This is a genomic window from Paenibacillus sp. FJAT-26967 (genome assembly GCF_001541095.1).
Lineage (GTDB): Bacteria > Bacillota > Bacilli > Paenibacillales > NBRC-103111 > Paenibacillus_F.
On record NZ_LMXH01000002.1, the window covers coordinates 477,452 to 502,516 of the forward strand.

General features: G+C 50.1%; 22 protein-coding genes. 19 read left to right on the plus strand and 3 right to left on the minus strand.

Going from position 1 to position 25,065, the window contains the following annotated elements:
• Positions 1-11 precede the first annotated feature (11 nt).
• Positions 12-812, minus strand: a complete 801-nt coding sequence (locus tag AR333_RS12085; protein WP_068775611.1) for a carotenoid biosynthesis protein — start codon at positions 810-812, stop codon at positions 12-14.
• Positions 806-1,711: a phytoene/squalene synthase family protein gene (locus AR333_RS12090; protein ID WP_068775612.1), complete on the minus strand. Its 906-nt coding sequence runs from the start codon at positions 1,709-1,711 to the stop codon at positions 806-808. Before AR333_RS12090 ends, AR333_RS12085 begins: the two co-directional genes overlap by 7 nt.
• 199 nt (positions 1,712-1,910) lie before the next feature.
• On the opposite strand from AR333_RS12090, the gene AR333_RS12095 reads away from it, so the two are divergent.
• The 9 genes from AR333_RS12095 (at position 1,911) to AR333_RS12135 (ending at position 13,281) form a co-directional block, all read left to right on the plus strand.
• Positions 1,911-3,431 (plus strand): NAD(P)/FAD-dependent oxidoreductase, encoded by a 1,521-nt coding sequence (locus tag AR333_RS12095; RefSeq protein WP_068775613.1) that lies wholly within the window; start codon positions 1,911-1,913, stop codon positions 3,429-3,431.
• Complete coding sequence (locus AR333_RS12100; RefSeq protein WP_068775614.1) at positions 3,432-4,976, plus strand: NAD(P)/FAD-dependent oxidoreductase; 1,545 nt, start codon at positions 3,432-3,434, stop codon at positions 4,974-4,976.
• A gap of 231 nt (positions 4,977-5,207) precedes the next feature.
• Positions 5,208-7,454, plus strand: a complete 2,247-nt coding sequence (locus AR333_RS12105; protein ID WP_068775615.1) for a DEAD/DEAH box helicase — start codon at positions 5,208-5,210, stop codon at positions 7,452-7,454.
• A gap of 40 nt (positions 7,455-7,494) precedes the next feature.
• A complete protein-coding gene (locus AR333_RS12110) occupies positions 7,495-9,093 on the plus strand; it encodes a ribonuclease H-like domain-containing protein (protein WP_084783622.1) in 1,599 nt (532 codons plus the stop codon).
• Positions 9,094-9,320: 227 nt separating this feature from the next.
• Entirely contained in the window at positions 9,321-10,130 is an 810-nt protein-coding gene (locus tag AR333_RS12115) for an Fpg/Nei family DNA glycosylase (protein WP_068775616.1), read from the plus strand.
• A gap of 24 nt (positions 10,131-10,154) precedes the next feature.
• Positions 10,155-11,027, plus strand: a complete 873-nt coding sequence (locus tag AR333_RS12120; RefSeq protein WP_253735815.1) for a deoxyribonuclease IV — start codon at positions 10,155-10,157, stop codon at positions 11,025-11,027.
• Positions 11,024-11,356 carry a cyclic-phosphate processing receiver domain-containing protein gene (locus AR333_RS12125; RefSeq protein WP_068775618.1) on the plus strand — a complete coding sequence of 111 codons (333 nt, stop codon included), beginning with the start codon at positions 11,024-11,026 and terminating at the stop codon, positions 11,354-11,356. The genes AR333_RS12120 and AR333_RS12125 overlap by 4 nt, the downstream gene beginning before the upstream one ends.
• A gap of 109 nt (positions 11,357-11,465) precedes the next feature.
• On the plus strand, positions 11,466-12,230 hold the full coding sequence (locus AR333_RS12130) for an ABC transporter ATP-binding protein (protein ID WP_068775619.1): 765 nt from the start codon (positions 11,466-11,468) through the stop codon (positions 12,228-12,230).
• 4 nt (positions 12,231-12,234) lie between these two features.
• On the plus strand, positions 12,235-13,281 hold the full coding sequence (locus AR333_RS12135) for an SAM-dependent methyltransferase (protein ID WP_068775620.1): 1,047 nt from the start codon (positions 12,235-12,237) through the stop codon (positions 13,279-13,281).
• Positions 13,282-13,321: 40 nt separating this feature from the next.
• Here AR333_RS12135 and AR333_RS12140 read toward each other — a convergent pair whose 3' ends face one another.
• On the minus strand, positions 13,322-13,789 hold the full coding sequence (locus AR333_RS12140; protein WP_068775621.1) for a TspO/MBR family protein: 468 nt from the start codon (positions 13,787-13,789) through the stop codon (positions 13,322-13,324).
• A gap of 336 nt (positions 13,790-14,125) precedes the next feature.
• Between AR333_RS12140 and AR333_RS12145 the strand changes: the two genes are divergently transcribed.
• The 10 genes from AR333_RS12145 to AR333_RS12190 are packed head-to-tail and all read left to right on the plus strand — an operon-like array spanning position 14,126 to position 25,055.
• The gene (locus tag AR333_RS12145; protein ID WP_068775622.1) at positions 14,126-15,223 is read left to right on the plus strand and encodes an AAA family ATPase; all 1,098 of its coding nucleotides are present in this window, start codon (positions 14,126-14,128) and stop codon (positions 15,221-15,223) included.
• 1 nt (position 15,224) lies between these two features.
• Complete coding sequence (locus tag AR333_RS12150; RefSeq protein ID WP_068775623.1) at positions 15,225-16,481, plus strand: CpaF family protein; 1,257 nt, start codon at positions 15,225-15,227, stop codon at positions 16,479-16,481.
• Positions 16,478-17,470, plus strand: a complete 993-nt coding sequence (locus tag AR333_RS12155) for a type II secretion system F family protein (protein ID WP_068775624.1) — start codon at positions 16,478-16,480, stop codon at positions 17,468-17,470. The genes AR333_RS12150 and AR333_RS12155 overlap by 4 nt, the downstream gene beginning before the upstream one ends.
• Before the next feature lie 4 nt (positions 17,471-17,474).
• Positions 17,475-18,347 (plus strand): type II secretion system F family protein, encoded by an 873-nt coding sequence (locus tag AR333_RS12160; protein ID WP_068775625.1) that lies wholly within the window; start codon positions 17,475-17,477, stop codon positions 18,345-18,347.
• Between the two features lie 60 nt (positions 18,348-18,407).
• Positions 18,408-18,608 carry a Flp1 family type IVb pilin gene (locus AR333_RS12165; RefSeq protein WP_068775626.1) on the plus strand — a complete coding sequence of 67 codons (201 nt, stop codon included), beginning with the start codon at positions 18,408-18,410 and terminating at the stop codon, positions 18,606-18,608.
• Positions 18,605-19,606 carry a TadE/TadG family type IV pilus assembly protein gene (locus AR333_RS12170; RefSeq protein ID WP_068775627.1) on the plus strand — a complete coding sequence of 334 codons (1,002 nt, stop codon included), beginning with the start codon at positions 18,605-18,607 and terminating at the stop codon, positions 19,604-19,606. Before AR333_RS12165 ends, AR333_RS12170 begins: the two co-directional genes overlap by 4 nt.
• A gap of 50 nt (positions 19,607-19,656) precedes the next feature.
• A complete protein-coding gene (locus tag AR333_RS12175; RefSeq protein ID WP_253735816.1) occupies positions 19,657-21,927 on the plus strand; it encodes a hypothetical protein in 2,271 nt (756 codons plus the stop codon).
• A 14-nt stretch (positions 21,928-21,941) separates the two neighbouring features.
• The gene (locus tag AR333_RS12180; RefSeq protein WP_253735817.1) at positions 21,942-22,550 is read left to right on the plus strand and encodes a hypothetical protein; all 609 of its coding nucleotides are present in this window, start codon (positions 21,942-21,944) and stop codon (positions 22,548-22,550) included.
• Positions 22,551-22,565: 15 nt separating this feature from the next.
• Positions 22,566-23,081, plus strand: coding sequence for a prepilin peptidase (locus AR333_RS12185; protein ID WP_068775628.1), 516 nt, complete (start codon positions 22,566-22,568; stop codon positions 23,079-23,081).
• 36 nt (positions 23,082-23,117) lie between these two features.
• Positions 23,118-25,055 carry a DUF6382 domain-containing protein gene (locus AR333_RS12190; RefSeq protein ID WP_068775629.1) on the plus strand — a complete coding sequence of 646 codons (1,938 nt, stop codon included), beginning with the start codon at positions 23,118-23,120 and terminating at the stop codon, positions 25,053-25,055.
• Positions 25,056-25,065: the final 10 nt, after the last annotated feature.

Genomic DNA, 25,065 nt, shown 5'->3' on the forward strand with positions numbered 1-25,065 from the left:
TCTCCTTTCTGTCAGGTACGCGAATGGGTCGCCGTGGTTTTGGAAAGGTAAGAGACTCTGGTTCTCCAGGCGAGAAGGAGAAAGGAAAAGAAAGCGTTAAGGATGACCGCCGACCATAGTCCATAGGAAAATCCCAGTGCGAGGAAGAGCAGTTCCAGAGTTAAGAAGAGAACGAGAGGCGCCTGAAACATCCAATCCGTACGCCGGTGAGGATAAGCAGTTGTTCCGGTCGGATGACAGGAAGGAGATTCCGGCAGGGACCAGCGCATGGTTAACGCATAGATCACCGAGGCGGTTATCCACCAGCAGACGAAGTTCGTCCAGGGCACGCCGTGAAAAGAGAATGAACCGGCGGTTGACCAGTTCCAATACTGCTGCTGCACAGCAACGGGATCCAGCAAGGCATCGATCAATACCGCGATTCCTCCGGCCGCGATCGCGGCTGAGGTTCCTTGTCCGCGTACAAACCATTTGGCGATCACAAGAATCATACACCAGGCCAGCGGTATGGCCAGCGGGACGCCCAATACAAGTGGAGCAAAGCGCCCGGTATAAGCGTAGCTGCCGAACCAGAGCCCGGTATGAGATCCGAACCATTCGGAGAAGAAAGACAGTCCTCCACAGAGGACAAGGAATCTTATTGACTTACGGATACCGGCCATTCTAGCCGTCCACAGCAGAGCGGTAAGGCCGCCGAGCATCAGATAAACGCTGTTCGCCCATTCAAGCCAGGGAGGCAGAATATCCATGACGAGCAGTATAAAGCCGCACGCAAACCAGAAGCAGTAAAGGATAAGGGAGCCCTTTAACATGTCAGGCTTCCGTCAGCTTCAAGAATGCTGAGAGGTTTTCTCCATGTTTCCCGCTGTAAAAGGAGAGATAGGAGAATGGCCGTTTTACGCTTGCCGGATACCCTGATTCTCTTCGTGAATACATCTCCTCCGGCCGATTGAGCTTCTACTAGAATTTGGCGGTATATAAGTCCGGCAGCCGAGAGCGAAGCGCGGCTGTCCCGGGGGTAGTAGGGATGAGCGGATAAACCTTCTATGTAATCTTGTTCGGCAGATTCCGTTAAGTGTGCGAAAAGCGGCGTCCAGGCAGAAGAAGCCAGTCCCTTCGGGATTTCCTCGGGATTGTACCCGAATCGGTTCATTAAATCCTGAGGCAGATATACCCGTCCGCGATTATAGTCCTCTGCGACATCCCGCAGAATGTTTGTAATCTGCATAGCGCGCCCCAGCCGGATTGCTTTGTGCCTCATGACGGGGGTAACGCGATCCGCAAGAATAGGCAGCAGCATGAGTCCAACTGTACCGGCAACCAGGTAACAATAGTGATCAAGCTCAGCCGAGGTCGAATAATGAAATTGGGTTAAATCCTGCCGCTGTCCCTGGATCATGTCTCTAAAGGGCAGCGGGTCCATCGGGTAACGGCTGAACACATCCTTCAGAGCGATCCAATGCGGATGGTTCGGGGTTGTCCCGTTCAAGAAGCGGTTGAAACAATCTTCGAATGCCTGCAAGTATTCCCGGGCATGCTCAGGTGTCTCGTCTACAAGATCATCCACCGTCCGGCAGAATGCGTAAACGGCCCAGACAGCATTTCTTTTGGGTTCGGGCAGGATGGAAAAAGCGCGATAAAAACTGGAAGAATGTTTGCGGACGACAAGTTCACATGTTCGATAGGCATCTGTCAAAGCAATTGGATTCATAAATATCACCTCATAGCTGAAGTTTGGATGTAAAGGTGTACAGGTTTACAGCAGACAAGCTGATTGTTTTAACAAAGATTGTACAAAAGTATGTATTTGTTTTCAAAATACGCCCAATACCTTATACTAACATTATACATAAAAACATTTTCAGTTCCAGTCTGAATTCAAACGAGCTGCAAGAAGGAGGCGCACAGAAATGAACAGCCGATCTGTTATTGTTGTTGGAGCGGGACCGGGAGGTTTGACAGCGGCCATGCTTTTAGCAAGCCAAGGCCGCAAAGTGAGCGTTTTTGAGAAGTTGACGGAGGTAGGCGGCCGCAATTCTTCGGTTACCTTAGGAAAGTACCGTTTTGATCGCGGACCGACCTTTTTAAATATGCCGCACATTCTCGAAGAAGTTTTTCATGAAGCGGGGCGTAACGTGCATGACTACTTAACTCTGCGTTCCATTGATCCGATGTACCGCCTTGTGTTCGGGGATGTGGAATTTCAGGCGCACCGGGACCGGGACCAGATGGTGGAGCAAATCGAGAAAGTTTTTCCGGGGGATGGTCCGGGTTACGACCGGTTCATGCGTGAGGAAGGAATCAAATTCAAAGCGATGTCGCCTATTCTGCAGAATAAGCATGATTCCGTGCTCGATTACCTGCGACCGCAGTTCCTGAGGGCCCTTCCTAAAATGACGTTAACCAAAAGCTTGTACAGCTGTTTATCGTCTTATTTTAAGGATGAAAGGCTGCGGCTTGCGTTTACTTTTCAGGCGAAGTATCTGGGGATGTCCCCATGGGATTGTCCGGGTGCGTTTACAATTCTCTCTTATATGGAGCATGCCTACGGAATTTATCACCCGGTGGGGGGAGTCAGTGAAGTTTCCCGGGCAATGGCGCGGGTGATAGAAGAGTACGGGGGAGAGATTCATACAGGCTGCGGCGTCAAACGGGTCCTGATGAAATCAGGCCGAGCGGTTGGCGTCGAGCTGGACGACGGCACCAGACAGTATGCGGACGAAATTATTCTGAATGCAGATTTCGCTGGAGCTATGAACCGTTTGTTTGAGCCGGGGGTTCTCCGCAAATATACATCTGAGAAGCTCAAGAAGAAATCTTATTCTTGCTCTACTTTTATGATATACCTGGCCTTGGACAAAATTTATGAAGGTTCACATCATACTATTTTATTTGCGGATGATTACCGCCGTAACGTCGATGAGATTTCCAAAAATAAAATCTTATCCGCCGACCCTTCCATCTATGTACAAAATCCTGCCGTCACAGACCCGACCCTCGCTCCACCTGGATGTTCCGGCCTGTATGTTCTGGCCCCCGTCCCGAATAATACGAGCGGAATAGACTGGGACCGCGAGAAAGAGGGTTTTCGCGCCCTGATGCTGCGCAAGCTCAAGAAGCAAGCCGGCTTTGAGGATATCGAAAGCCATATTGTGGAGGAGAAAATCATTACGCCGCTCGACTGGGAGAGAGAGCATCATGTGTATGAAGGTGCAACGTTTAATTTGTCCCATAATCTGTCGCAAATGATGTATCTGCGTCCACATAACCGCTTCGAAGAAGCAACCGGCTGCTGGCTGGTAGGAGGCGGTACACATCCGGGAAGCGGCCTGCCTACCATTATGGAATCCGCGCGAATTACGGCGCGGGGGATTGCGGCACGTGAAGTGTGCGATTCCCGAATCGGTCATACGGCAGGGGTGAGAGGTTAAATGAATCCGACTACTATTCCCGCTCCAGGCGCTGATTTAGGCAAAACGATCATAGCTGGCGGCGGCATCGGAGGCATAATGGCCGCTTTATTTGCAGCCAAGCGGGGGCACCGCGTGCAGCTTATCGAGCAGAGTACGCAGCTTGGCGGGCGGCTTGCTTTTGAAGGGAACGGGACCTTCCATATCGATCAGGGACCTACTATTGTGCTTTTGCCAGATATGATCCGGGAGATACTGGAGGAAGCAGGTGTGCCTGCCGACAAATTGTCTATGGTTCCCTGCGATCCGCTGTACCGGATTCATTATGAGGATGGGACAGTCTACACGAAATGGCGAGATGAAGAGAAACAGCTTCAAGAAATCGAGCGCATATTTCCCGGTGAAGCGGACGGATTTCGCCTGTATATGAAAGAAATGAAAATTCGATTCGAGAAAGGCCGGGCCGCTTTCCTGGAACGATCTTTCTATCGCAAAAGAGATTTCTGGACGTGGGACAATATGGCGGAGCTTATCCGTATGCGCGCTTATTTAAGTGTAAGCCGGGATGCGGCCCGTTTCTTCAAAGATCCCCGGCTCCGTCATGCCTATTCCTTCCAGACGCTATATATTGGCGGAAATCCGCAGGATACTCCGGCGCTCTACTCGCTGGTGCCTTATTCCGAGCATGCACACGGCATCTGGTACGTTAAAGGAGGCTACGCGGGTTTAGTAAGCACACTGCATCAGGAGCTGCTTGCGAGGGGTGTGGAAGTAACGACCGGGGTCCGTGTGGATGAAGTGCTTCATCACCGGGGTGTTGTAGAAGGAGTTGTAGCGGGAGGGCGCAAAATTGCTGCCGACCGTATTGTCCTTAATGGTGAATTCCCGGGTCTCCATCAACTGAATGGAGTTCCGTCGGGTAAAAAAGCACGTAAATTTGTTCCCTCATCCGGGTGTCTGCTAATTTATCTTGGACTGAACCGGACCTATGCGGATAAAGATGTCCACCAGTTTTATTTTTCCGACGAGTTTGACGGGATGTTAAAAGATGTATTCCGTCGTAAAGTGATGCCGGACAACCGGTGCATATACGTGTTCAATCCTTCGCTGCTGGATGACACTCTTGCCCCAGAGGGTCAAAGCGTCCTCTATATGCTCGTGCCCGTACCGTCAGGGGAGCATCTTAGCTGGGAAGATGCGCAGACGCTTGCCGGCGGTATCATAGAGGATGTCGAGCGGCTGGGATTTGACGGCCTGCGAAGCGCCGTCGTGTGGCGGAGTGTTCGCACTCCGCAGGATTCGCTTGCCGGCGGCCTGTACGGAGGCGGCAGTTTCGGAATCGCGCCGACGCTGCTGCAGAGCGGGGTTTTCCGGCCGCAGGTGAAGCCCTTCGGGATCCGCGGTTTGTACGCGGTAGGTGCTTCTGTGCATCCGGGCGGCGGGATTCCGATCGTGATGCAGGGAGCCAAAATTCTCGATACCGAAATGCAGAAGGATATGGAAGCCGACTCGCGGTTTGCGGGCAGTGTGGAGCAAAGTGCTCCAAACTCTCCTCTGCAGACGTGAGATGTTAAGGAAATTGCGGATATGTGCAGAAGGATGAGTGCGGGATGCGCAAAATGCGCAAATGCGTATCAACTTTTATAACAAATATTCGAATGTGCTGTACCATGTTTACAATATCCGGATCTCTGACAAAAAGTCTCTTAAACAGGGGCTTTTTTTCTTTTGCCCATAAAGCGTATAATATGAGAACAACCGTTCTAACGAAGTTTGGTGTAAGAAGGGACGCGAATCATGAAGAAAAAGCAGCTGTCAGAATTAATTGAAACGCTAAGGACAGATGAAAATATAGTGAATTGGCATGAAATACAGCCCCAGGAAGCGATGACGAGGAACATGCCTGAAAGCGTGGATCCCCGTATAAAGTCGGCCTTGGAGAAACGGGGGATAACGCAGCTTTATACCCACCAGTACACCGCATACCAAACGGTGCGAAGCGGCGAGAATATCGTAGCCGTTACGCCGACTGCATCGGGCAAAACGTTATGTTACAACCTGCCGGTCCTGCAGGAAATCGCTGCGGATGATACGAGCCGGGCGCTTTATTTGTTCCCGACTAAAGCTTTGGCTCAGGACCAGAAAAGCGAGCTTAACGAAATCATCCAAGAGATGGGGATGGATATCAAAAGTTACACGTATGATGGGGATACGTCCCCGGCAATCCGTCAAATTGTCCGCAAAGCCGGTCATATTGTCATCACGAATCCGGATATGCTTCATTCCGCCATTCTGCCTCATCACACGAAATGGGTAAGTCTTTTTGAAAATCTGAAATATATCGTCATTGATGAACTGCATACGTACCGGGGCGTGTTCGGCAGCCATGTAGCGAATGTGATCCGGCGGCTTAGACGAATATGCAGGTTCTACGGAAGCAGCCCGAAGTTCATCTGCACCTCCGCAACCATAGCCAATCCGAAGGAGCTGGCGCAGCAGCTGACGGGAAGCCCTATGAAGTTAATAGATGATAACGGCGCGCCGAGGGGACGGAAGCATTTTGTTTTCTACAATCCTCCTATCGTAAACAAGCCTCTTAATATCCGCAGAAGCGCTACGGTCGAAGTGAACAACTTGGCGAAGGAATTTCTGAAGAATAAAATTCAAACCATTATTTTCGCGCGAAGCCGGGTACGGGTAGAAATTATTTTGAGCCACATTCAGGAACTCGTTAAGAATGAAATCGGCTCCAAATCAATAAGGGGCTACCGGGGCGGCTATCTGCCCAAGCAGCGGAGGGAAATTGAGAGGGGACTCAGAGACGGTGAAATTCTGGGTGTCGTCAGCACGAACGCATTGGAACTCGGCGTAGACATCGGCCAGCTGCAGGTTTGCGTAATGACCGGTTACCCGGGAAGCATTGCCAGCACCTGGCAGCAAGCCGGACGTGCGGGACGAAGGCACGGAGAGGCGCTTATTATAATGGTAGCGAGTTCTACACCGATCGATCAGTACGTCGTTCAGAATCCGGAGTATTTTTTCGATCGCTCTCCGGAAGCTGCACGGATTAACCCGGAGAACCTGATTATCCTGGTGGATCATCTTAAATGCGCTGCGTATGAGCTTCCTTTTAAGGAAGAAGAAGAATTCGGGCCGCTTGACGTTGTGGAAATTATGGAGTTTCTCGTAGAAGAGCGCGTTCTGCACCGGAAATCAGATACGTTCTACTGGGCGGACCAGTCTTTCCCCGCCAGCAATATCAGTCTGCGTTCGGCTTCTCAGGAGAATGTCGTGATTATCGATCAGTCGAATGTTGCCGATGTTAGAATTATCGGAGAGATGGACCGTTTTAGTGCGATGACTCTGCTGCACGACGAAGCTATCTATTTGCACGAAGGGGTTCAATTTCAAGTCGAGAAGCTGAACTGGGAGCATAAGAAAGCGTATGTCCGGGAAGTGGACGTCGAGTATTATACGGATGCGAATCTCGCTGTCCAGCTCAAGGTGCTGGAGGTCGACAAAACCCGCAGCCAGGATAAAACGGCTTTGCATTATGGGGATGTAACTGTTAATGCAATGCCGACGATTTTCAAAAAAATCAAAATGAGCACGTTCGAAAACATCGGTTCCGGACCGATCCACCTGCCCGAAGAAGAACTCCACACCAGTGCAGCGTGGGTGGAGCTCAAGGAGATCGACCCGGAACTCGGGATCAAAACGCTGGAGCAGCTGCTGCTCGGAATTGCGAATGTCATGAGGCACATCGCACCTGTACTGGTCATGTGTGACCGTAACGACCTGCATGTCGTCTCTCAAATCAAGGCGGCACACACAGGACTTCCTACTATATTTTTATATGACCATTACCCCGGAGGAATCGGTCTCGCGGATGAAGTGTTTACCCGTTTTGCGGAAGTAAAGCGAGCCGCCATGAACTTAATACAAAAATGCCCTTGTAAGGATGGATGCCCATCATGTATTGGTATGGAAATCGAAGGAATCAACGGCAAACAGAAGAGTATGCAAATATTGGAACAATTATAATGGATGTTTACCTCAGACTGCGCAAAGCGGGGGCCTTCCTATGAGCGGGCTGCGCGATAAACTGGCGCGGCACTTGAAACCATCGGCCCAAGGGCAGATGACGCAGGCGTCCGCAGGCGGCGGAAATGAACGTGAGCCGGAGGGGATTCCACAGAAGAATCCAGATGCGGGAAGGCTCTCGGATAGCCCTGCTGACAGCGGACTGAGTCTGGACGACGCTCTGCAAGGCGCGTCCGGTTCGGGAACCGCAGCTGATCAGGTGGCCCACAATCAGGCTGCCGCTGCAGTTCCGGAGTCGGCCGCCTCACAGCTGCAAGCATCTGAGTCGGCCGACGCCGGAGAATCCCGCGAGTGGGACAAGCTGGGCGCCGAGCTGTACGAGAGCCCCCATGGCTCGTTCGTGCGCCGGGTGTGTACGTATCCGCTGCACAGTTATCACGGCAAGTACAGGCTGGATGATCTCCAGGGCACAGCCCATGAGCTGAACGCCTTTCACCCGGATCAGGCACCTCCCGATGCCCGCGGTTTGCTGTTTTTTGATACGGAAACAACGGGTCTGGGAGTCGGTGCAGGGAATTTGGCTTTCATGGTTGGAATCGGTTATTACGATACGGATGTATTTGTCGTGGAACAGCTTCTGATCCGTCATCCTGCCGAGGAGCGCGCGATGCTTGCCTATTTAGGCGAGCTTATGGAGCGGTTTACTCATATTGTGTCCTACAATGGCAGAACCTTCGACTGGCCTATTCTTCAGAACCGGTATGTGATGAACCGGATGCGCCTGAACTTTGATAAATGGCTGCATCTGGATCTGCTTCATCCGTCACGGAGTTTATGGAAGCATGCCATGCCATCGTGCAGACTCGGCAAGGTGGAAGAGGCTCAGCTTGGATATGCCCGTGAAGAAGATGTGAGCGGAGCGCTGGCACCTGAATTATATTTCCTGTACTTGGCTGAAGGCAAGACGGATGTGCTTCGCGGAGTTTTTGTCCATAACGAACGAGATATCGTTTCTCTAGCCGCTCTTTCGGTGCTTATATCCCGTTACTTGAGCGAAGAAGAACCGCTCGCACTCAAAACGAGCGCTGATTTGTTCCGTCTAGGTCAATGGCTGCTCAAGATGGGACGGAATGCGCCGGGCGAATCGGTTATGGAACTCGGCTACGGCAAGCTGATAGAAGGAAGCAGCACCGAAACAAGAGCGGAAGGAAGCGAGCTGTTCTTGCACTATGCGGCCTATTATAAAAAGGCCGGGCTCCGTGAGCGTGCCGTGGACCTTTGGAATCGCCAGATCCGGCAGGCCAAGTCGACCGCTATCGTACCTGTTGAAGCTTATATCGAACTGGCTATGCATTACGAGCATAGCTGCAAAGACTACTCTGCTGCGCTGGAGATGACGCGGGAGGCTCTCGACACACTGCGAAGAAGGCGTAAACTTCTGAGGAAGAATGCGAAGGATGTTGCGGAGGAACGTCAAATTCTTCATCGTGCGGAGCGGCTGGAGCGCAAACTAGAGAATAAGCCCAAGCCGGTCCCTAACCGCAAGTCGAGAAAGATTGCAGACAAGCCGCGCTCAGACCGTCTCCCGAAATACGCAACCCCGAGCCTATTTGATCTTCCGTCTAATTTGAACGGATAACACTTAAGCCGTCCGCCCATCAAGCGGGCGGCGTTTTTTGGGATAAAGTTTCAGAACGGAATTCTCGATTCCATCCGCTCGGCAAGTGAATTTGTATGAAGAATTACCATCTTGTGCGGGCGCATTTATGCGTCCGTATCTTTGTACAGGCGGAAGGTTTTTAGGTTTAAACCATGGAATGCGCGGACATACAATTAACAAGCAGATGGAGAGGGAGTTGACAGGGAATGCCGGAATGGCCGGAGATGGAGCATTACCGCAAGCAGCTGACCCGGATGATTTTGAACATGCCGATCCGTCAAGTTATCGTAAACCGGCCTAAGTCTCTGAATGTGACCGAAGAGAACTTTCGTCAGGCCATTCTGGGTGCTGCAATCCGGCGTGTGGAAAGAAGAGCCAAGCAGCTCATCTTTGTGCTCGACACGGATAAGTATCTGCTTCTGCATCTGATGCTGGGGGGTATTCTTTTCTATGGGCCTGAGAGGGACAGACCTGATAGAAGTACACAGATTGAGCTTTCATTTGGAGATAATCGTTTATATTTCATTGGGCTTCGCCTCGGTTATTTACATTTGTTTGACAGAAGCGGGTTGGAAAAAGAACTGTCCGATCTCGGACCGGATCCCTTTGATGCTGCACTAAGTCCGGACAGGTTCTTATCGATGCTGCACGGAAAAAAAGGAACGCTCAAAACGACTTTGACGGATCAAAAATGGTTAGCGGGAATCGGGAACTGTTATTCGGATGAGATCTGTTTTGCCGCCGGGCTGCTTCCGACAAGAGGACCGGGTTCATTGAATCAGCAGGAAGGACAAAGGCTTTATACGGCCATGCACTCCGTACTTAATGAGGCGCTTGCCGCCGGGGGTTATATGGAAATGCCCTTGTTTAACGGAGACAAGCTGACAGGCAGTTATAATGATTTATGTAAAGTATATGACCGGCCCGGCGATCCTTGCGTAAGGTGCGGCCAGCCGATTGTCTTTGATAAAGTGTCTTCCCGCAAATGCTTCTATTGCACAAATTGTCAATCATGATGCAGGTGAAGGGAGAGAATGCATATGTCATACGCCAGTTTGTTTGTAGGTTCACACGTGAGTACCCGTAGAGGATTCCGGAATGCTGCAGTTACGTCGGAATCGATGGGTGCTAAGGCATTTCAGTATTTTCCGAAAAATCCGCGCAGTCTGATCCTCAAAGAAAATGTGGATTGGAACGATGCAAAGCGGTGCGCCGAATACTGCAGAGAGCAAGGGATTCTGTCGATCGGTCATGCTCCTTATCCGTTAAATCCGGCTGTTGAAGAAAGCAGACAGGATGTTATGGTCGAAGCCATGCTGAATGCTCTTGAAATTGTAAATGCCTGCGGTTCGGTAGGTCTTGTGGTGCATTTCGGGAAATATTCCGGAAAAGATCCGTTACAAGGATACAAAAATATAATACAATGTACGAATAAGACGCTGCGCCAGTGGACGGGCAGTGCTCTTCTGCTGCTTGAAAATCAGGCAGGAGGAGGATCCCAGATGGGAACGACGATGGAAGAGCTGTCCCGTATCCGGGCTTTATCGGACTACCCGGAGAAGATAGGCTTTTGTCTGGATACCTGCCATTTTTTTGCCGCCGGTATGTGGAATGGAGAGGACTGGGCCCGGGTAGAGCAGCAAGGAAATGAGCTTGGTTTCTTTGAGAATTTGAAAGCCGTACATCTCAACGATTCGCTGTACCCGTATAAATCGGGTAAAGATCGGCATGCCAATATCGGGTCCGGACATATAGGCAGTCACGGTTTCCGGGATCTGCTTGCTTCGCAGGTTGTGAGCGGGATTCCGCTTGTGCTCGAAACCGAGTCAGGACCAGACGGCACGCACAGGGCAGAGATTGCAGCTTTACATAGTCTGGCTGCGGCGCAGTCCGGGAAGGGAAGCAGGAAATGATTCATGTTTTTTTGGATGATCAGCGCAGATGTCCGGCTGGTTTCACGCTGGCCAGGACGATAGCGGAGTGCAAATTGCTGCTCGAAGAACGCGAGGTCGATATTCTTTCACTCGATTACGATCTGGGCGGGGAGGAGTCGGGCTGGGATCTTGTCGTCTGGATGATTGCGGCCCGGCGGTATCCGGGAACTATCTATCTGCATACGTCGAGTATGGAAGGGCGGAGCCGGATGTATCAAGCCTTGTATGCTTCCAAGCCTGAAGCTGTCTCCCTGCACGCGGGACCCCCTCCCGCTGAACTTCTGGAGAAGCTGGCCGCCGCCTTTTAACCATAGACAGACAAGCCCTGAACTGAACTGTAAGATACGGAAGCACGGATGCAGAGTTAAGCAGCGGGAGGGCATGTCTTCACAGCTGATCAAGAAAGGAGTTTTACGAATGATCCATATGACGGATATTCATTTTATACGCGAACAACGCCATATTTTGCATGATGTTTCCTTCCACGCTAACAAAGGTGAAAACTGGGTTCTTCTTGGTAAGAACGGCTCGGGTAAAACCACGCTGCTGGAGATGATGACGGGTTACCAGTTCCCTTCCAGAGGCAAGGTCGAAGTGCTGGGCAACCGGTATGGTCAGTGCGATGTTCGTGAAGTTCGCAAGAAGATCGGGTATAACAGCCAGTCTTTGTTCGAGAAGCTGAACTTGGCCGATACGGTCTGGGAAGTTGTAGCGACAGGGGAATACGCTTATTTGCGCTTCTATCAAGAAATTCCGGAGGAAATTAAACGGAAAGCGCACGGGATGCTGGAGAAGATCGGACTGCCGCATGTTGCCGGTCAGCCTCTCGGGACGTTATCCCAAGGTGAACGCAAAAAAGTCATGCTGGCCCGTTCCATGATGCTTCAACCGCAGCTGCTTATCTTAGACGAGCCCTGCTCAGGGCTGGATTTGTATGAACGGGAGAAGCTGCTGACTTCGATTCAAGACTTCAGCGATCAAGACATGACCATTCTGTACGTTACTCATCACATCGAAGAAATTATTCCGATTTTTACACATGTCGCTCTCATTGAACAGGGCCGTATCATTGCCGCGGGACCCAAAGAAGAAGTGCTGACGCCGGAACATTTGTATTCAGCTTTTCAGGTACCGCTCGAAGTGGAGTGGTTCCGCAATAGACCATGGATAAAGGTGCTGTAACCTGATGAATGACAACGAGAAAGAGCTTAATCGTATACAGTGGATCGGCACGGCCAACAGAGGCTTCGCCCAGCAGGCGCAGGAAGAAGTCCGGCGATTACTGCCTGGGGTTAAATTCTGCACGTTAGTGCCGACTGAAACATTCCTAGCCGAGTCTTTGGGCAGCTGGGCCGAAATTACGCACTTGATTCAAGGCAAGGAACCCATTTTCCTGCGCCATATGCAGCCGGTTGAAGCAGAGCTGAGTTTGCAGCACACCGAAGGCGATTTGGCTTCAGCTGTCGAGCTTGCAGAGCGGATTTGCCCGGTTGAGAAGCGCGGTTCCCTCGCTGTCCAGGTCCGGATTGCAGAGCGCACTGATGTGCCTTTTGGAGCATCGGAAGTTAAAACAGCCATAGAAGACAAGATTAGAGAACAGTCTGGTACGGAAGTGGTCGTAAGGCACGCGGACCGGATTATGTCCGTCTACATCGGGCCTGACGCTATTTATGCCGGCATCTCTTCCCCGGAGGATAACTTGTCTGATTGGAGCGGAGGGGCTATCCGGTTCCAAAGAGAAGAAAACCAAATTTCCAGAGCAAAGTTCAAACTGCTGGAAGCCGAGCGTAAATTCAATCTTCATTTCGGTGATTTCCGCAAAGGAGTCGATGTCGGTGCCGCGCCAGGCGGCTGGACCTCGCTGCTTCTGGAGCGGGGTTTGTACGTAACCGCTATTGATCCCGCGAAGCTTCATCCGAGTCTTCTTCAGCATCCCAGGCTGACGTATCATGCTAAAAATGCGGGTGATGTCAAGCTTGCTCACAATGAATTCGATCTGCTCGTATGCGATATGAGCTGGAGTCCGAGACAGATGAGCCGCTTGATTCTTGATCTGCTGCCTGCTCTGAAAAGCGGCGGGACAGCAATTATTACAGCCAAACTCATGCATAAAAAGCCCTTTCAGACCGTGAAAGAGCTGGAGCATGATTTTGCCAAAGAACTTGAGCTTCGTCAAGCGAAGCAGCTGTTTCATAACCGGGAAGAGCTGACTCTCTATTTCGTAAAGAAGTAGGAAAGTTTTTTTTGTGCAAGCGTGGAATGATGCCGGGAACTCAGCTGCGATTCAATTGAAGGATTACCCAGGACAGCAGAGTCGCGAAGCAGCTCCATACTAAATAAGGGACAAGCAGCCATGCGGCGAACTTGGAATAAGGTAAGGTCATAATGATCAGCCAGCAGGTCGTTGCAGCGACTGCAAAGCAGTCAAGAAAAGCGAGTTCCAAATTTTTGGCTTTAAACAGAAAAAACGGGTACGCTTGATTGAACAAATAGTTAGTGGTTACCGCAGCAATCCAGCCGATTCCGATGTCGGTAAAACCGGAAGTCCGCGTATATACAATCGCAACTGAAACGGCTATACAGGCATACAAAAATGCCCAGACCATGCCGATTAATTGGCCGGAGGGTGCCCACGAAGGTGTTTTAACCGTAGCGTACCATTGCGAATCGTTGGGAAAAAGAATGCCCGAAATTAAAAACAATCCATAAATCACAAGAACAATCGTGATAAAGGATAACAACCCTATCACCTCCGCAGATAGCTTATCCGTTATTATAGGTATATGGCCAAGTCTGAGCGGTATGCTAAAAGACAGAAAATATAAGTTGACCATATGGGATATTCTGGTATAATAAGCGTAATTAAACATGCAGGAAAGCAAGCGGAAGCACCGCTGGCGTTGGAGAGTAATCTCCCGTCAGCGGTGCTTTTTTTGTTTGCTTGCAGCGGGAGAGCGGGGTGAATCATGAAAAGACGAAGCAGAATCCTGTGGGCGTTGACTGTCTTAGCAGTTGGAGCGGTATTGATTGCGGGTGGCCTGATGCAGTTGAATGGCTAAGCGGAAGGAGAATTCGGAATGAATCGTTTATTGCTTGTTTGGGTGGATCATTATACGGAATATGGGAGTAGACTGGAGCAATTTGTGCGTACTTCTGAGTACAGGGACAAGCTTGAGATCCGCTTGTTTACCCAATTGAATTATGCCAGTCAATGCTTGAAGGAAGCAGATCCAAACCGCTGTATGCTGGTATGCTCGGAAGCGTTCAGAGAAGCTGTGCTAGCTTCCGCTGAGCAGTTTCCCTGTATGCATATCTATGTATCCGACGATAAGAATCGGAGCTCAGCCCACGCTGGAACTTTGATTTACCGGTACCAACCGCTCCGGTCTTTGCTGATGGAACTTATGCTGCGGCAGACTGAGTACGTAGGGAACCCTGTCTCGATTCCATTCGGAGGCAGATCGACTAGGATCGTATCCTTGTATTCAAGTGTCGGGGGATACGGTAAGAGTGTTACAGCGCTTAATATGGCTGCCGTCCTGTCATCGCAGCATAAAAGCGTTCTATACCTCACATTGGAGACTGTTAGCGCATCGAGCCTGCTTCTGCAAGATGGCAGGACAGATTCTTTCTCAAGGCTTCTATATTTGATGAAAAAATCCCCTGAGACAATAGCCGCCTGCGTCGACACCCTTAAAAGCCGCCACCCGGCATATGGATTCGATTACTTGATGCCCCTGCCGAATATCCATGAAGCAGATGAATTATCCGCGGACGATGTCGGAAGTTTGCTAGCCGGAATCAGGGGCAACGGCAGTTTTGACTACGTTATATTGGACCTGGACAGCTCGGTCCATCCGCGCAATGAACACGCATTGTCTATCAGCGATACTGTGATTTGGCTGGTGGCAGACGATCTGTACGGTCTGAACAAGACGAGACAGATGAAGAACATCGCAGGAGTAGAGGACAAAACTCGTTTTGTTTTAAATAAATACACAGGTTCGACAGGGAATGATATGGAGTCATTCGGGGTTTCCCTATACGGAAAACTGCCTTACATTCCAGAGTGGAAGACGATTACAGAGCCAACTGCCTGGGTCAATGAACCGGTGTTTACGGATGGTGTAAACAGACTGGTGCAGAGCCTTTTGCAAGGAGCTGAATTCAATTGACATGATGGAAGAATGGGTCCGTTCGTTCAAAGAACAAATAAATTTCCGGTTAGATCCCACACAAGCCACATCAGATGATGAATTAATGAATTTGGTAGAGGAGGTGGTGCTGGAGGGAACAAAAAACGGTGAATTGACAGCGGGGCAGAAGTGGGAGATGGTCCATCGAATCTATCACTCGTATCGAGGATTAGACGTACTTCAGCCGCTTATTGACGATCCCACCATTACAGAAATTATGATCAACAGCCACCGGGAAATTTTTATCGAACGGGACGGGCAGATAAGCCGCAATGATACGGAATTTGAAAGCCGGGAGAGGCTGGAAGACATCATCCAGTCAATTGTGGCCAAAGTGAACCGGACCGTCAATGAAATGTCTCCGATTGTGGATGCCCGGCTTCAGGACGGCTCACGTGTGAATGTCGTTTTACCGCCCGTTGCACTTAAGGGACCCACGATGACGATCCGTAAATTTTCTGCAAATCCGCTGACAATGGAGAGTCTGATCGTACGCAGGGCATTGAGCGAACAAGCTGCCGAGCTTTTGCAGGTTCTTGTTCAATCGAAATTTAATCTGTTTATCGGAGGCGGCACAGGGTCCGGCAAAACGACTTTTCTTAATGCATTGTCCCAGTGGATTCCGGAGGAGGAACGAATCATAACGATTGAAGACTCAGCCGAGCTTCAAATCCGAACTGTACCTAACCTTGTCAGTCTTGAGACGCGCAATGCCAATACGGAGGGCAAAGGTGAAATCGGAATCCGGGATCTTATCCGCTCCTCACTGCGTATGCGGCCTAACCGCATTATTGTGGGAGAGGTCCGGGGAGCAGAGGCGATTGAGATGCTGTCCGCAATGAATACTGGTCATGATGGAAGTTTATCAACCGGACATGCGAATACCAGTCAGGACATGCTCACCCGGCTTGAAACGATGGTACTGAGCGGAGCAGAGCTGCCGGTGGAGGTAATCCGTAAGCAGATCTCATCTGCAATTGACATCATGGTTCATCTGACGCGCATGCGGGACAAATCCCGCAAAGTAACCGAAATCAGCGAAGTCGCCGGACTGAGCAAGGGAGAAGTGATACTGAATCCGCTTTTCGTTTTTGATGACCGAGGAGAGGACGCAGACGGCAAAGTTATCGGTGAATTGATTTACACGGGCAATCCGCTTATCAACGACAGGAAATGCCGCATGGCAGGAGTGCGGGTGCCTGATTGGCTTCGGATCGGGGAGGGGGTGTCCTCATGAAAATCATTACGGCTGCAGCTTTAATCGGCTTTGGAATTTGGCTGATATATTGTATCGCAGACAAAAAGAAGAAGCTCAGTGAATCTGGGATCGTAGAGGAAGGAACACATGTCCGGAAGAAAGAAGCGGCTAACGAAGGGATGAGCATTTCCAATAGAAGCCGACTTATTAATTTTGGCCGCAGCAAGCGGGAACAGCTTCCAGAAGAATCATCGAAGTCTGGACGAAGCGCTGCCATAAGAAATAGTCTGACTGATTACGGTATATACCAAATGTCGCCTAAAGAACAGGCGTTCACAATTGGAATTACAGGACTCGTATTTGCAGGAGTAAGTTTTATTTTCTATAAGCAGCCGCTGTTGTCGCTGGTAGGCTTACTATTCGGATTGCTTATGCCCCGATTCCGGCGAATTCGGCTAATGCATCTGAGAAAGGAGAGGCTTAACCAACAGTTCAAGCAAGCTCTTTACTGCATGTCCACCTCACTGTCGGCAGGAAGATCAGTAGAAAGCGCTTTTCGTGAAACCTGGAAAGATTTGAAGCTGCTTTATCCCGATCCTAATTGCCCGATCGTTCTGGAGTTCGAAGTCATCGTTCGCAGACTCGATAATGGTGAACCTATTGAGAAGGCGGTTGCAGATTTTGCATATAGAGCCGGCACAGAAGATATCTCCAATTTCGCTGATGTGTTTGTGACTTGCAAGCGTACAGGAGGAAACCTTGTAGAAGTGATCAGGCGCACCGCCGCAATTATCGGAGATAAACTTGAGATTGTGCAGGATATTTCTGTACTCGTTGCCCAGAAAAAATTCGAGTCCCGCATTTTATTGGCGGCTCCCATTGCCATGGTAGCGGTTCTGAGCTTCAGTTCACCGGATTATATGGCTCCGCTATACAGCGGTATCGGTCCATTGATCATGACGGGTGGTTTGTTTGTTCTAGCCGCATGCTTTTGGCTTATTACCAAAATCATGGATATAAAGGTGTGAACATATGCTCCTGCTTGTATTACTGGCTATTGCATCAGTGCTGGCTCTCGTTGTCCTGCAGATAGCTGGACGACATAGGTATACCGCTTCTCAGGGGGAACGTTCTTATCCCCTCCGCTTTCCAAGGCTTGCCCCCGCAGGTTTGTATGCGGTAGAGAAGGGCAGGGTGATGGAGCGATTTCCGGAAGTGGCCGCTCGCATTATGCAGCGGATCTCGGCCTTGCACGGGTTTAAGGATACTCTTGTGCATGCCAAATCTGCGATTGGGGAGATGATCCTGTCCGCACTATTTGTTCTTCTGGGATGCAGTATTCTCGGTATGGCAGCCGGAGGAGACCCAGCCGTTGCTTTGCTGGGCTTACTAGGAGCATGCTTGACGCCGGTAATCTTGATTAATCAGATGGACCGGCAAGTCAAAAAACGCAAACGCGATATTATTATGGAGCTTCCGGAAGTGCTTAGCAAAATGATTCTGCTCATTAATGCCGGAGAAACCGTTCAAAAAGCACTTAGCCGCTGTGTAGACAGCAGTCGCCTTGCCACCTCTGCCTTGCAGGTGGAGCTAGTTCAAGCTGCGCGTGAACTCGAAATGAATGCATCATTGCCTAAAGTGATGGAAGATCTGAATAAACGCTGCGCCATGCAGGAAATTGCGCTTTTTACTACGACAATTCTGCTCAATTACAGACGCGGAGGGGAAGATTTTCTGGTGGCTCTGCGCTCGTTGTCCAAAGAACTGTGGGACCGACGAAAAGCTGAATCCCGGAAACTGGGAGAAGAAGCATCCTCCAAGCTTGTCATTCCGATGGTGCTCATCTTCGTAGTTGTGATGGTAGTCGTGGCGGCTCCGGCGATGTTGTCTATGAACAGCAGCTAAGGGATAAATCTTTGGTCACTGTATACCAACTTATTTTATAAATGATGGAGGAAAGTGAGTATGAAACCATGGTTATTGAAATTTTGGAACGACGAGGAAGGTCTTGGCACGCTGGAAATTTTATTGATCGTCGCAGTGCTGATTGCGATTGCGGTAATTTTCAGGAAATGGATTATCAAATGGTTTAACGACCTGATTGGCAAAGCTGGTGAAAGCTTTGATAAAACGGGAACTGATTCTGAAATCAAATCTCCGACATGATTGCTTCGTATTCAAGAAGAGCCAGATTTGATGTATTTATAAGAGAAGATCGAGGGAATTTTACGTTAGAAGCATCCCTGATCTTTCCGTTTATTCTGATTTCGACCTTAATCCTGATTGTATTCGGTCTTTATGTATACAATCAGGTTGTCATTCATCAGACGGCGGGGATTTCCTCTGAACGGGCGGCCTTTGTATGGGATAACAGCTCCAAGGACCCGCTAACAGGAGCTTTTGTGCCGGGCAGGCATGATGGACTTTACTGGCGGTTAACGCAGGATGCTGCTCTTGGTATTTTTGGCTATGGAGGCGCTGACTCCACCATTGAAGTTCCCGGAGGATCCGGGGCAAGCGGACCTGCCGGTAAATTATCCAGAACTGCATCGCTGCTGCCAGGAGGCGTTAAAGGTAATATGAATTATACTAACCGAATCTGGTCACGTATCATATCTGCCGACCTGGAAGAATCATTCAAAATCCAGTCATTTCTGCCTGGCGGAATTATTCGTGAAAAAGTCGATGGCCAGGGTGCGTCCCATGTTGTAGATCCTGTTGAGCTGATCCGGACCGTTGATCTAACCAGGACGTATGTGCCTGCTCTTAAGAATCGGATTTCAGCTGCAAGGGCTAAGGAGGTGCTTGTTGAGCCTGGGGCCGTACAGATTCCCGATCAAGGCGTACTAAGCAGCGAGGCCCAAGCCAGAGCTTACATAAAGAAGTTGGTCAGCGGTACGGAGAAGCCCATCACAACAGCAGAAGGAGATGTAAGAAATGTCGACGCGCTTGATGCAAGCGGAACGGCGCATCAAGCGTATTACACGTTCACAGATAAAGGATTGCGCGAGCAGATGAAGAAGGATATTTCACTAAAAAATACAGGGAACGAAGTTAAGGGGATTGTCTGGCATTTTTTCAAAAACAAATCGGCAAGCAAGCCTTCTAAAGCTCTTCTTCAAGAACTTGCGGCGAACGGGATCGCGGTTATTTTTCATGAATAACGCTGTGGACAGAAGTTGTTGACAAGACGTATCCAGAGGAGAGAGGGCATGTGTTTTGGAGAAAACTGTATAGGGCTGAAAGCGGCACGGTTTCCATTTACCTCATTCTTATTATTGTCCCTATTTTTTTCATTCAGGCGGTTTTGATAGATTATGCCCGTGTGAAAGCTGCCGAAAGAGAGGCAGCGACGGCTGCAAGGGCAGCGATACGCTCTGTACTGTCGGCCTACGATCAGGAATTAGCCGCCTATGGCTTGTTCGGCTTAACAGGTGAGACCAATGAATCAAGCGAATTATTTCATCATATTTTTAAGCAGAACTTGTCGGGTGCGAGTACAGGGGCTTTCTATAAGCTCCTGGACACACGGCCGGAACCAAATGGAGATACACTTGCTCCCCTATACACCTTGGCTAATCATACGGTTTTTGAAGGGCAAGTTCTAGACACGATGAAATATCAGGCTCCCATAGAATTTGCGCTCGAAATTGCAGATAAGCTTCAGAAGCCTGGTGCGGCCAAGACCATGGCAAATGGAGCGTTGTATGCGAAAGAAGCGGAGAAACTCGAGAGACTACTGAACAAAAGAGAAGAGGCCATGGATAAGGCATGGAAGGAAGTAGAAGCTCTGATAAAGAAGATTCGCTCAAGGTACAGTTCCTATCAGGCACGGATTACAGAGCTGAACCGTCTGGCTGAATTGATCGGGTTAAACACAGCGGAAGATGTAGCGGGTCGCATCAAAAATCTAGAGGTACAGATAAGTAGTTTATCCGCTTCTATGACAGATCTGAACCGTACGATTGCTGGGGCTTCAATGGCTGGACCTGAGGCGGCGGGAGCCATACAGGGTATGATGGAAAGCCTTAATTCGATGCAAATGCGGATGAATGAGCTTACTACAGACTTATCTAAGTGGAAGGAACTTCTGGACAACATCCTTAAATATGCTGCTCTGGTGGCGGTTATAAGAGCGGAGGTCGTAGATGATGACGAGTGGGCGCAAAACATGCAGAAAGATATACAGGAGCAGTTGCTCGAAGCTAAAAAAGCAAATGACGAATTAAATACAGAGCTTAAAAGGCTGTCAACCGGTCAAGCGGATGAACTCAAGGCTTTTGAGGCATTCAAAAGCATAAAAATCATCAGTGAGGATGAATTCCGGTTGTATCAGACGGGGATAGGCACAGGAGTTGCCCTGTTTAGCGGCTTCCGCAATAAGATAGAAACCATAAATGTCTACTCCAACAACCAGGCGGATGCCGCCCGGGCAGCTAACGAAGCCTACTTTGCTAAAATGGAGGAAACATACCAGCGCCAGCAGCAAATTGAAACGGAACGAAGTATACACAATGCCGGTGTCCGTCAAGAGAAGGAAAAGCAGCGGGGGAAGATACAGGCTGCCTTGGATAAAGCAAAGCAGGCGATGGGAAGCTGCAGCAAAGATCAGGAAGCGGGGCTGATCGTCGCACCTTACGAAAAGCTCGAAAGAGGCAGTAATGGTGGTTTGTATGCAAAATATATGAGTTTGAATGCTGTTGACCCTACAACCGGGACGAGCTCAACGTTTACGCTTGAGGGAAAGCCAGACGATGAAATTCAGCATTCAATGAGTCTTCTGGGTAAGCTCGGACAGCTCAGTGAAGGAATCCGTAATGAGGTTTTTATTAATGAATATGCGGTTTCACAGTTTAATTACCGAACCTTCGGAACAGAGAAAGATAACGGAGGGCAGTTAAAACCGATTCACGCCTTATCCGAACCGGCTGCACACAAACTTCCCAAACAAGAAGTGGAATATTTGCTGTACGGATTTGACTCCTGCATGAAGAATATTTCGGCTGCTTATGGCGAAATGTTTGCTTTCCGGTTTGCGGTACATATGGTTGAAGAATTAATGGACCCAAAGAAAGAAATGCTTAATGCCGGCTCTCCGCTCCTGGTATTATTAACGGCCGCTGCAGAAGCGGGTGTACAAGCCCTCGAAGATATGAATGAGCTTACGGAAGGAAAGGCGGTGCCTATCACAAGTAAGCTGACCCCGTCGTTATTTACGTTTACCTATAAAGATTATCTCAGGGTCTTTCTCCTGCTTCACAGTAATGATAAGCGGCTCATGGCCCGTATGCAAAGTTTGATCGAAATCAACACGGATAAGCCGCTGGATAAAGCCGTTACCTATGTTCAAGGCACAGCGAATTCTTCTGTCTCTTTGTGGTTTCTTCCGGGTCTTATGAAGCTTGTAAACGGGACGGGGGTTTCTTCGTGCGAAGTGTCAGGTAACCGGTGCACGTTCCGGAGCCAGGTGGACTTAGCTTATTAAAGGGGGTGGAGGGCTTGACCCTGCCGAAGAACGAAGAAGGGGGAATGGTGCTGGAAGCGGCTTTAATCCTGCCGATGTTCGTATCGTTTGTAATTGCCCTGATTGTTTGTATTCAAATTTCGATAGCGGATATGGCCTTGCGCTCCGCAGTCGGTGAGTCTACGAAAGTATTGGCAGCTAATATGTACCCCGCAGAAACGCTTTATCAGCAGGCTTCACAGAGTGGAGTCCCTCTTTTGGATCATATTAAGACAATTAGAGACCGCGCGGCTCAAGCGGATGAATTTATTGAATCTGTCGAGGCTTTTATCCCTGATCCCGTTGCAGGACTGATAGATTGGGTGCGGCAAATCGGTTCAAAGGCTGAAGGACAGGTTGATATGGCAGCAGACAGTGTACTCAAGGATGCAATGAAGCCGGTTGTTTACAGTTTTGCAGATCCGGAAATTTTGAAGAAAGATCGCTTTCATGTAACGGGAGTAACACTTCCGAGCTTTGATAGCCAGGATCAGGTTTTTATCGGATTCGAGGTCGAATATGAATTCCCTCTTGCGGTTCCATTTTTCAGCCGGACATTAACTTTAAAAAAGAGAGCGCTGGAGCGGGTATGGCTCGGTGCATGACAGGAGAGAGAACGTGTGGAGCAGATCCTTCTTTCTTTGCTTATTCTGGGAGCTTTTGTAACGGATGTTCACAGATCGGTTATTCCCAATGTTCTAACTTGCGGCGGGATAGCGGCGGGTGTACTTTATCATGCGATCAGCGGAGGCTGGCAGGGTTTTGTTTACTCCATATCGGGATTGGCGGCAGGATTTTTGCTTTTCTTAGTTTTGTATTTGATAGGTGCTCTGGGTGCGGGTGATGTGAAGCTATTCGCAGCGATAGGCGCATTAACCGGTACGGTATTTGTACTGGAGTGTACGGTTTACTCCCTTTTATTCGCAGGGGGAATTGGACTTGTTATCATGCTTGTGAAAAAAGATGCGAAGGCTAGAATATTCGGCTTATTCGGATATCTGGGAGCATTCGTGTTCATGAAGGATTTAACGGTGTGGAAAAATATCCGGACCGCAGACCAACTGAGATTCCCTTTTATGTATGCGGTTCTGCCAGGTGTTCTGACTGCTTATTTGTATGGAGAGGCGATCATATAAGCTGCTTCAGATACTGTGCAAGGTGGAGGAATGAAGATGAAACTAGAACAATTCGGGCTTCAAGCGGAGTTCAGATCTGGACAGGGACGATGGTTGACACTCGGCAGAGAAGAAGGGTTGCTTCGGCATGACCTCGCTCCCCTTCAGTTCAAAATGTTGACGGAGGAAGCGATTCCTCATGTGCTTCCTTTGGACAGTGAAGAAATCGACTTTAAAGTGAAGCTTGTTTATAATCTCCACGCTAAACTATCGTTAAGAGAAGTGATAGCGAACAGGGAACTCAGCGCGGACAAATGCTTACATTATCTGCATGCCGCAGCAGCATGCGTCAGCAACAGCCGGAACTACATGCTTAGCGAAGCTCAGTTTGTATTGGATAGCCGGTTTATATTTACGAGCAGCCTGGGGGCGGATCTTCATATGCTGTGCGTCCCGTTAATAGAAATACCGGCTGCTCCGCTGGAGTCTGCATGGGCCGATCTCATTCAGGATATGTTTATGCATCTTGCGGTCAATGAGCGGAGTCGTTTACAGCCGCTTATCGATAGATGTATGGAGCCGGGTTTTACGGCGGAGGCACTCAAAAAAGCAATCTATTCGGCGATAACAAACTCTAAAAGCAAAGACTACGGCAGTGTTAGTATAGATGCATGTATTGATCATGATGTTGATTGGGGGGAGAAAGCTGATGGTGCAGCACCACCTTGGACGGAGCACCATCTTGATAGAATACATGACTATGAAACAAATGGAAGATCAGATTCGGGTGATTTTCTAAGGGGAGCAGGGCTGAGTTTACCCAGGTTTGTCCCGAGTCGTGTAGAGGGTCCCGCAGAAATGCAAGGAATGCCCAAAGAATCGGGGGGGCCGGATGCTGGTCATTTTCAATCCCGTTGGCAAGAAGAAAGTAAACGTATGGACTTGCAGCGGCAGCACTCAGAATCGGCCGGTATCGAAGGCATGGACGTATTTAATGCTGATACAAGAAGCAGCAGCGGTATGGAAAGACGGCACGTTCCCGCCCGGGGGAGAGAACATGCAGCGACAGCGAACGGCTCTGCAAGCAGCAGTGAGCGCCTGGGGGCGGGGCCTGCGTGGGAGCAGCGCGGCGCAGCCGTGGCTTTCAGCCGGCAGCAGAGCCGCAGCCGTCCCGGCGCGCATGGCGCTGCTGCCGCAAGGCCCGCCGCAGCCGCACCCCAAGCGCCCGCGCCGCACGCGGGCGCCGCTCACCCGGCGCCTTCGCACGCGGCGCCGGATGAGTCAGCCGCAGCATTAGCTGCTGCGGACGCTCCGGGCCCGATGCTCGGGACCCGCGCAAGAACCGGCGCGCTGGGCGCCGCGTCCCTGATCATCGCGATGATCTGGAACGCGTATTTAAGCGCGCCGGCGCCGCCGCTGCTGTACATTTGCAGCGGCGCGACTTTGCTGGTGCTCGATGCGGCGTTTGCACTGCTGGCGATTGGCCTGCCCGGCAGGGCTAATCGTTCAGCAGTGGAAGCCTCCGCTGCAAGCGCCAGCCGGGGGGTGACACCTGCGAATGAGCCGGTGTCACTGGAGCAGCACTATGCGGCTCTAGGTGAACGCACGACGCTGCTTGTTCCGCCGGCGCCGCCGCATTCCGCCGACGAGACTGTGTTCCTGGGACAACCGGCCACCGTCTCTTCGAAGCAGCAAGAACGCTGGCCGGTCCTCGAAGTGATGCGAGGGGGCCGCAAAGAGACCATCCTGCTGGATACGGTTTCGTTCATAATCGGCCGCGGAGAAGGAGATGTGCATTATGTGGAAGACATGCTCGGCGTGTCCCGGGTTCACGCAGAGATTATCCGCATGACAGAGGGGTATGCGGTTAGGGATCTTAATTCACGCAACGGCACTTTCTTGAACAGTGACAGGATCAGCTCCTATCAATCTGTATGTTTGTCGGACGGTGATGTGATCCGCATTGTCCATACCGAATTTATATTTAGAACTTAACTTTTCTGTT

Excerpts from the sequence above, each read along its gene's own strand:
- AR333_RS12085 (WP_068775611.1), bottom strand. The coding sequence starts at position 812 with ATGTTAAAGGGCTCCCTTATCCTTTACTGCTTCTGGTTTGCGTGCGGC.
- AR333_RS12090 (WP_068775612.1), bottom strand. The coding sequence starts at position 1,711 with ATGAATCCAATTGCTTTGACAGATGCCTATCGAACATGTGAACTTGTC.
- AR333_RS12095 (WP_068775613.1), top strand. The coding sequence starts at position 1,911 with ATGAACAGCCGATCTGTTATTGTTGTTGGAGCGGGACCGGGAGGTTTG.
- AR333_RS12100 (WP_068775614.1), top strand. The coding sequence starts at position 3,432 with ATGAATCCGACTACTATTCCCGCTCCAGGCGCTGATTTAGGCAAAACG.
- AR333_RS12105 (WP_068775615.1), top strand. The coding sequence starts at position 5,208 with ATGAAGAAAAAGCAGCTGTCAGAATTAATTGAAACGCTAAGGACAGAT.
- AR333_RS12110 (WP_084783622.1), top strand. The coding sequence starts at position 7,495 with ATGAGCGGGCTGCGCGATAAACTGGCGCGGCACTTGAAACCATCGGCC.
- AR333_RS12115 (WP_068775616.1), top strand. The coding sequence starts at position 9,321 with ATGCCGGAATGGCCGGAGATGGAGCATTACCGCAAGCAGCTGACCCGG.
- AR333_RS12120 (WP_253735815.1), top strand. The coding sequence starts at position 10,155 with ATGTCATACGCCAGTTTGTTTGTAGGTTCACACGTGAGTACCCGTAGA.
- AR333_RS12125 (WP_068775618.1), top strand. The coding sequence starts at position 11,024 with ATGATTCATGTTTTTTTGGATGATCAGCGCAGATGTCCGGCTGGTTTC.
- AR333_RS12130 (WP_068775619.1), top strand. The coding sequence starts at position 11,466 with ATGATCCATATGACGGATATTCATTTTATACGCGAACAACGCCATATT.
- AR333_RS12135 (WP_068775620.1), top strand. The coding sequence starts at position 12,235 with ATGAATGACAACGAGAAAGAGCTTAATCGTATACAGTGGATCGGCACG.
- AR333_RS12145 (WP_068775622.1), top strand. The coding sequence starts at position 14,126 with ATGAATCGTTTATTGCTTGTTTGGGTGGATCATTATACGGAATATGGG.
- AR333_RS12150 (WP_068775623.1), top strand. The coding sequence starts at position 15,225 with ATGATGGAAGAATGGGTCCGTTCGTTCAAAGAACAAATAAATTTCCGG.
- AR333_RS12155 (WP_068775624.1), top strand. The coding sequence starts at position 16,478 with ATGAAAATCATTACGGCTGCAGCTTTAATCGGCTTTGGAATTTGGCTG.
- AR333_RS12160 (WP_068775625.1), top strand. The coding sequence starts at position 17,475 with ATGCTCCTGCTTGTATTACTGGCTATTGCATCAGTGCTGGCTCTCGTT.
- AR333_RS12165 (WP_068775626.1), top strand. The coding sequence starts at position 18,408 with ATGAAACCATGGTTATTGAAATTTTGGAACGACGAGGAAGGTCTTGGC.
- AR333_RS12170 (WP_068775627.1), top strand. The coding sequence starts at position 18,605 with ATGATTGCTTCGTATTCAAGAAGAGCCAGATTTGATGTATTTATAAGA.
- AR333_RS12190 (WP_068775629.1), top strand. The coding sequence starts at position 23,118 with ATGAAACTAGAACAATTCGGGCTTCAAGCGGAGTTCAGATCTGGACAG.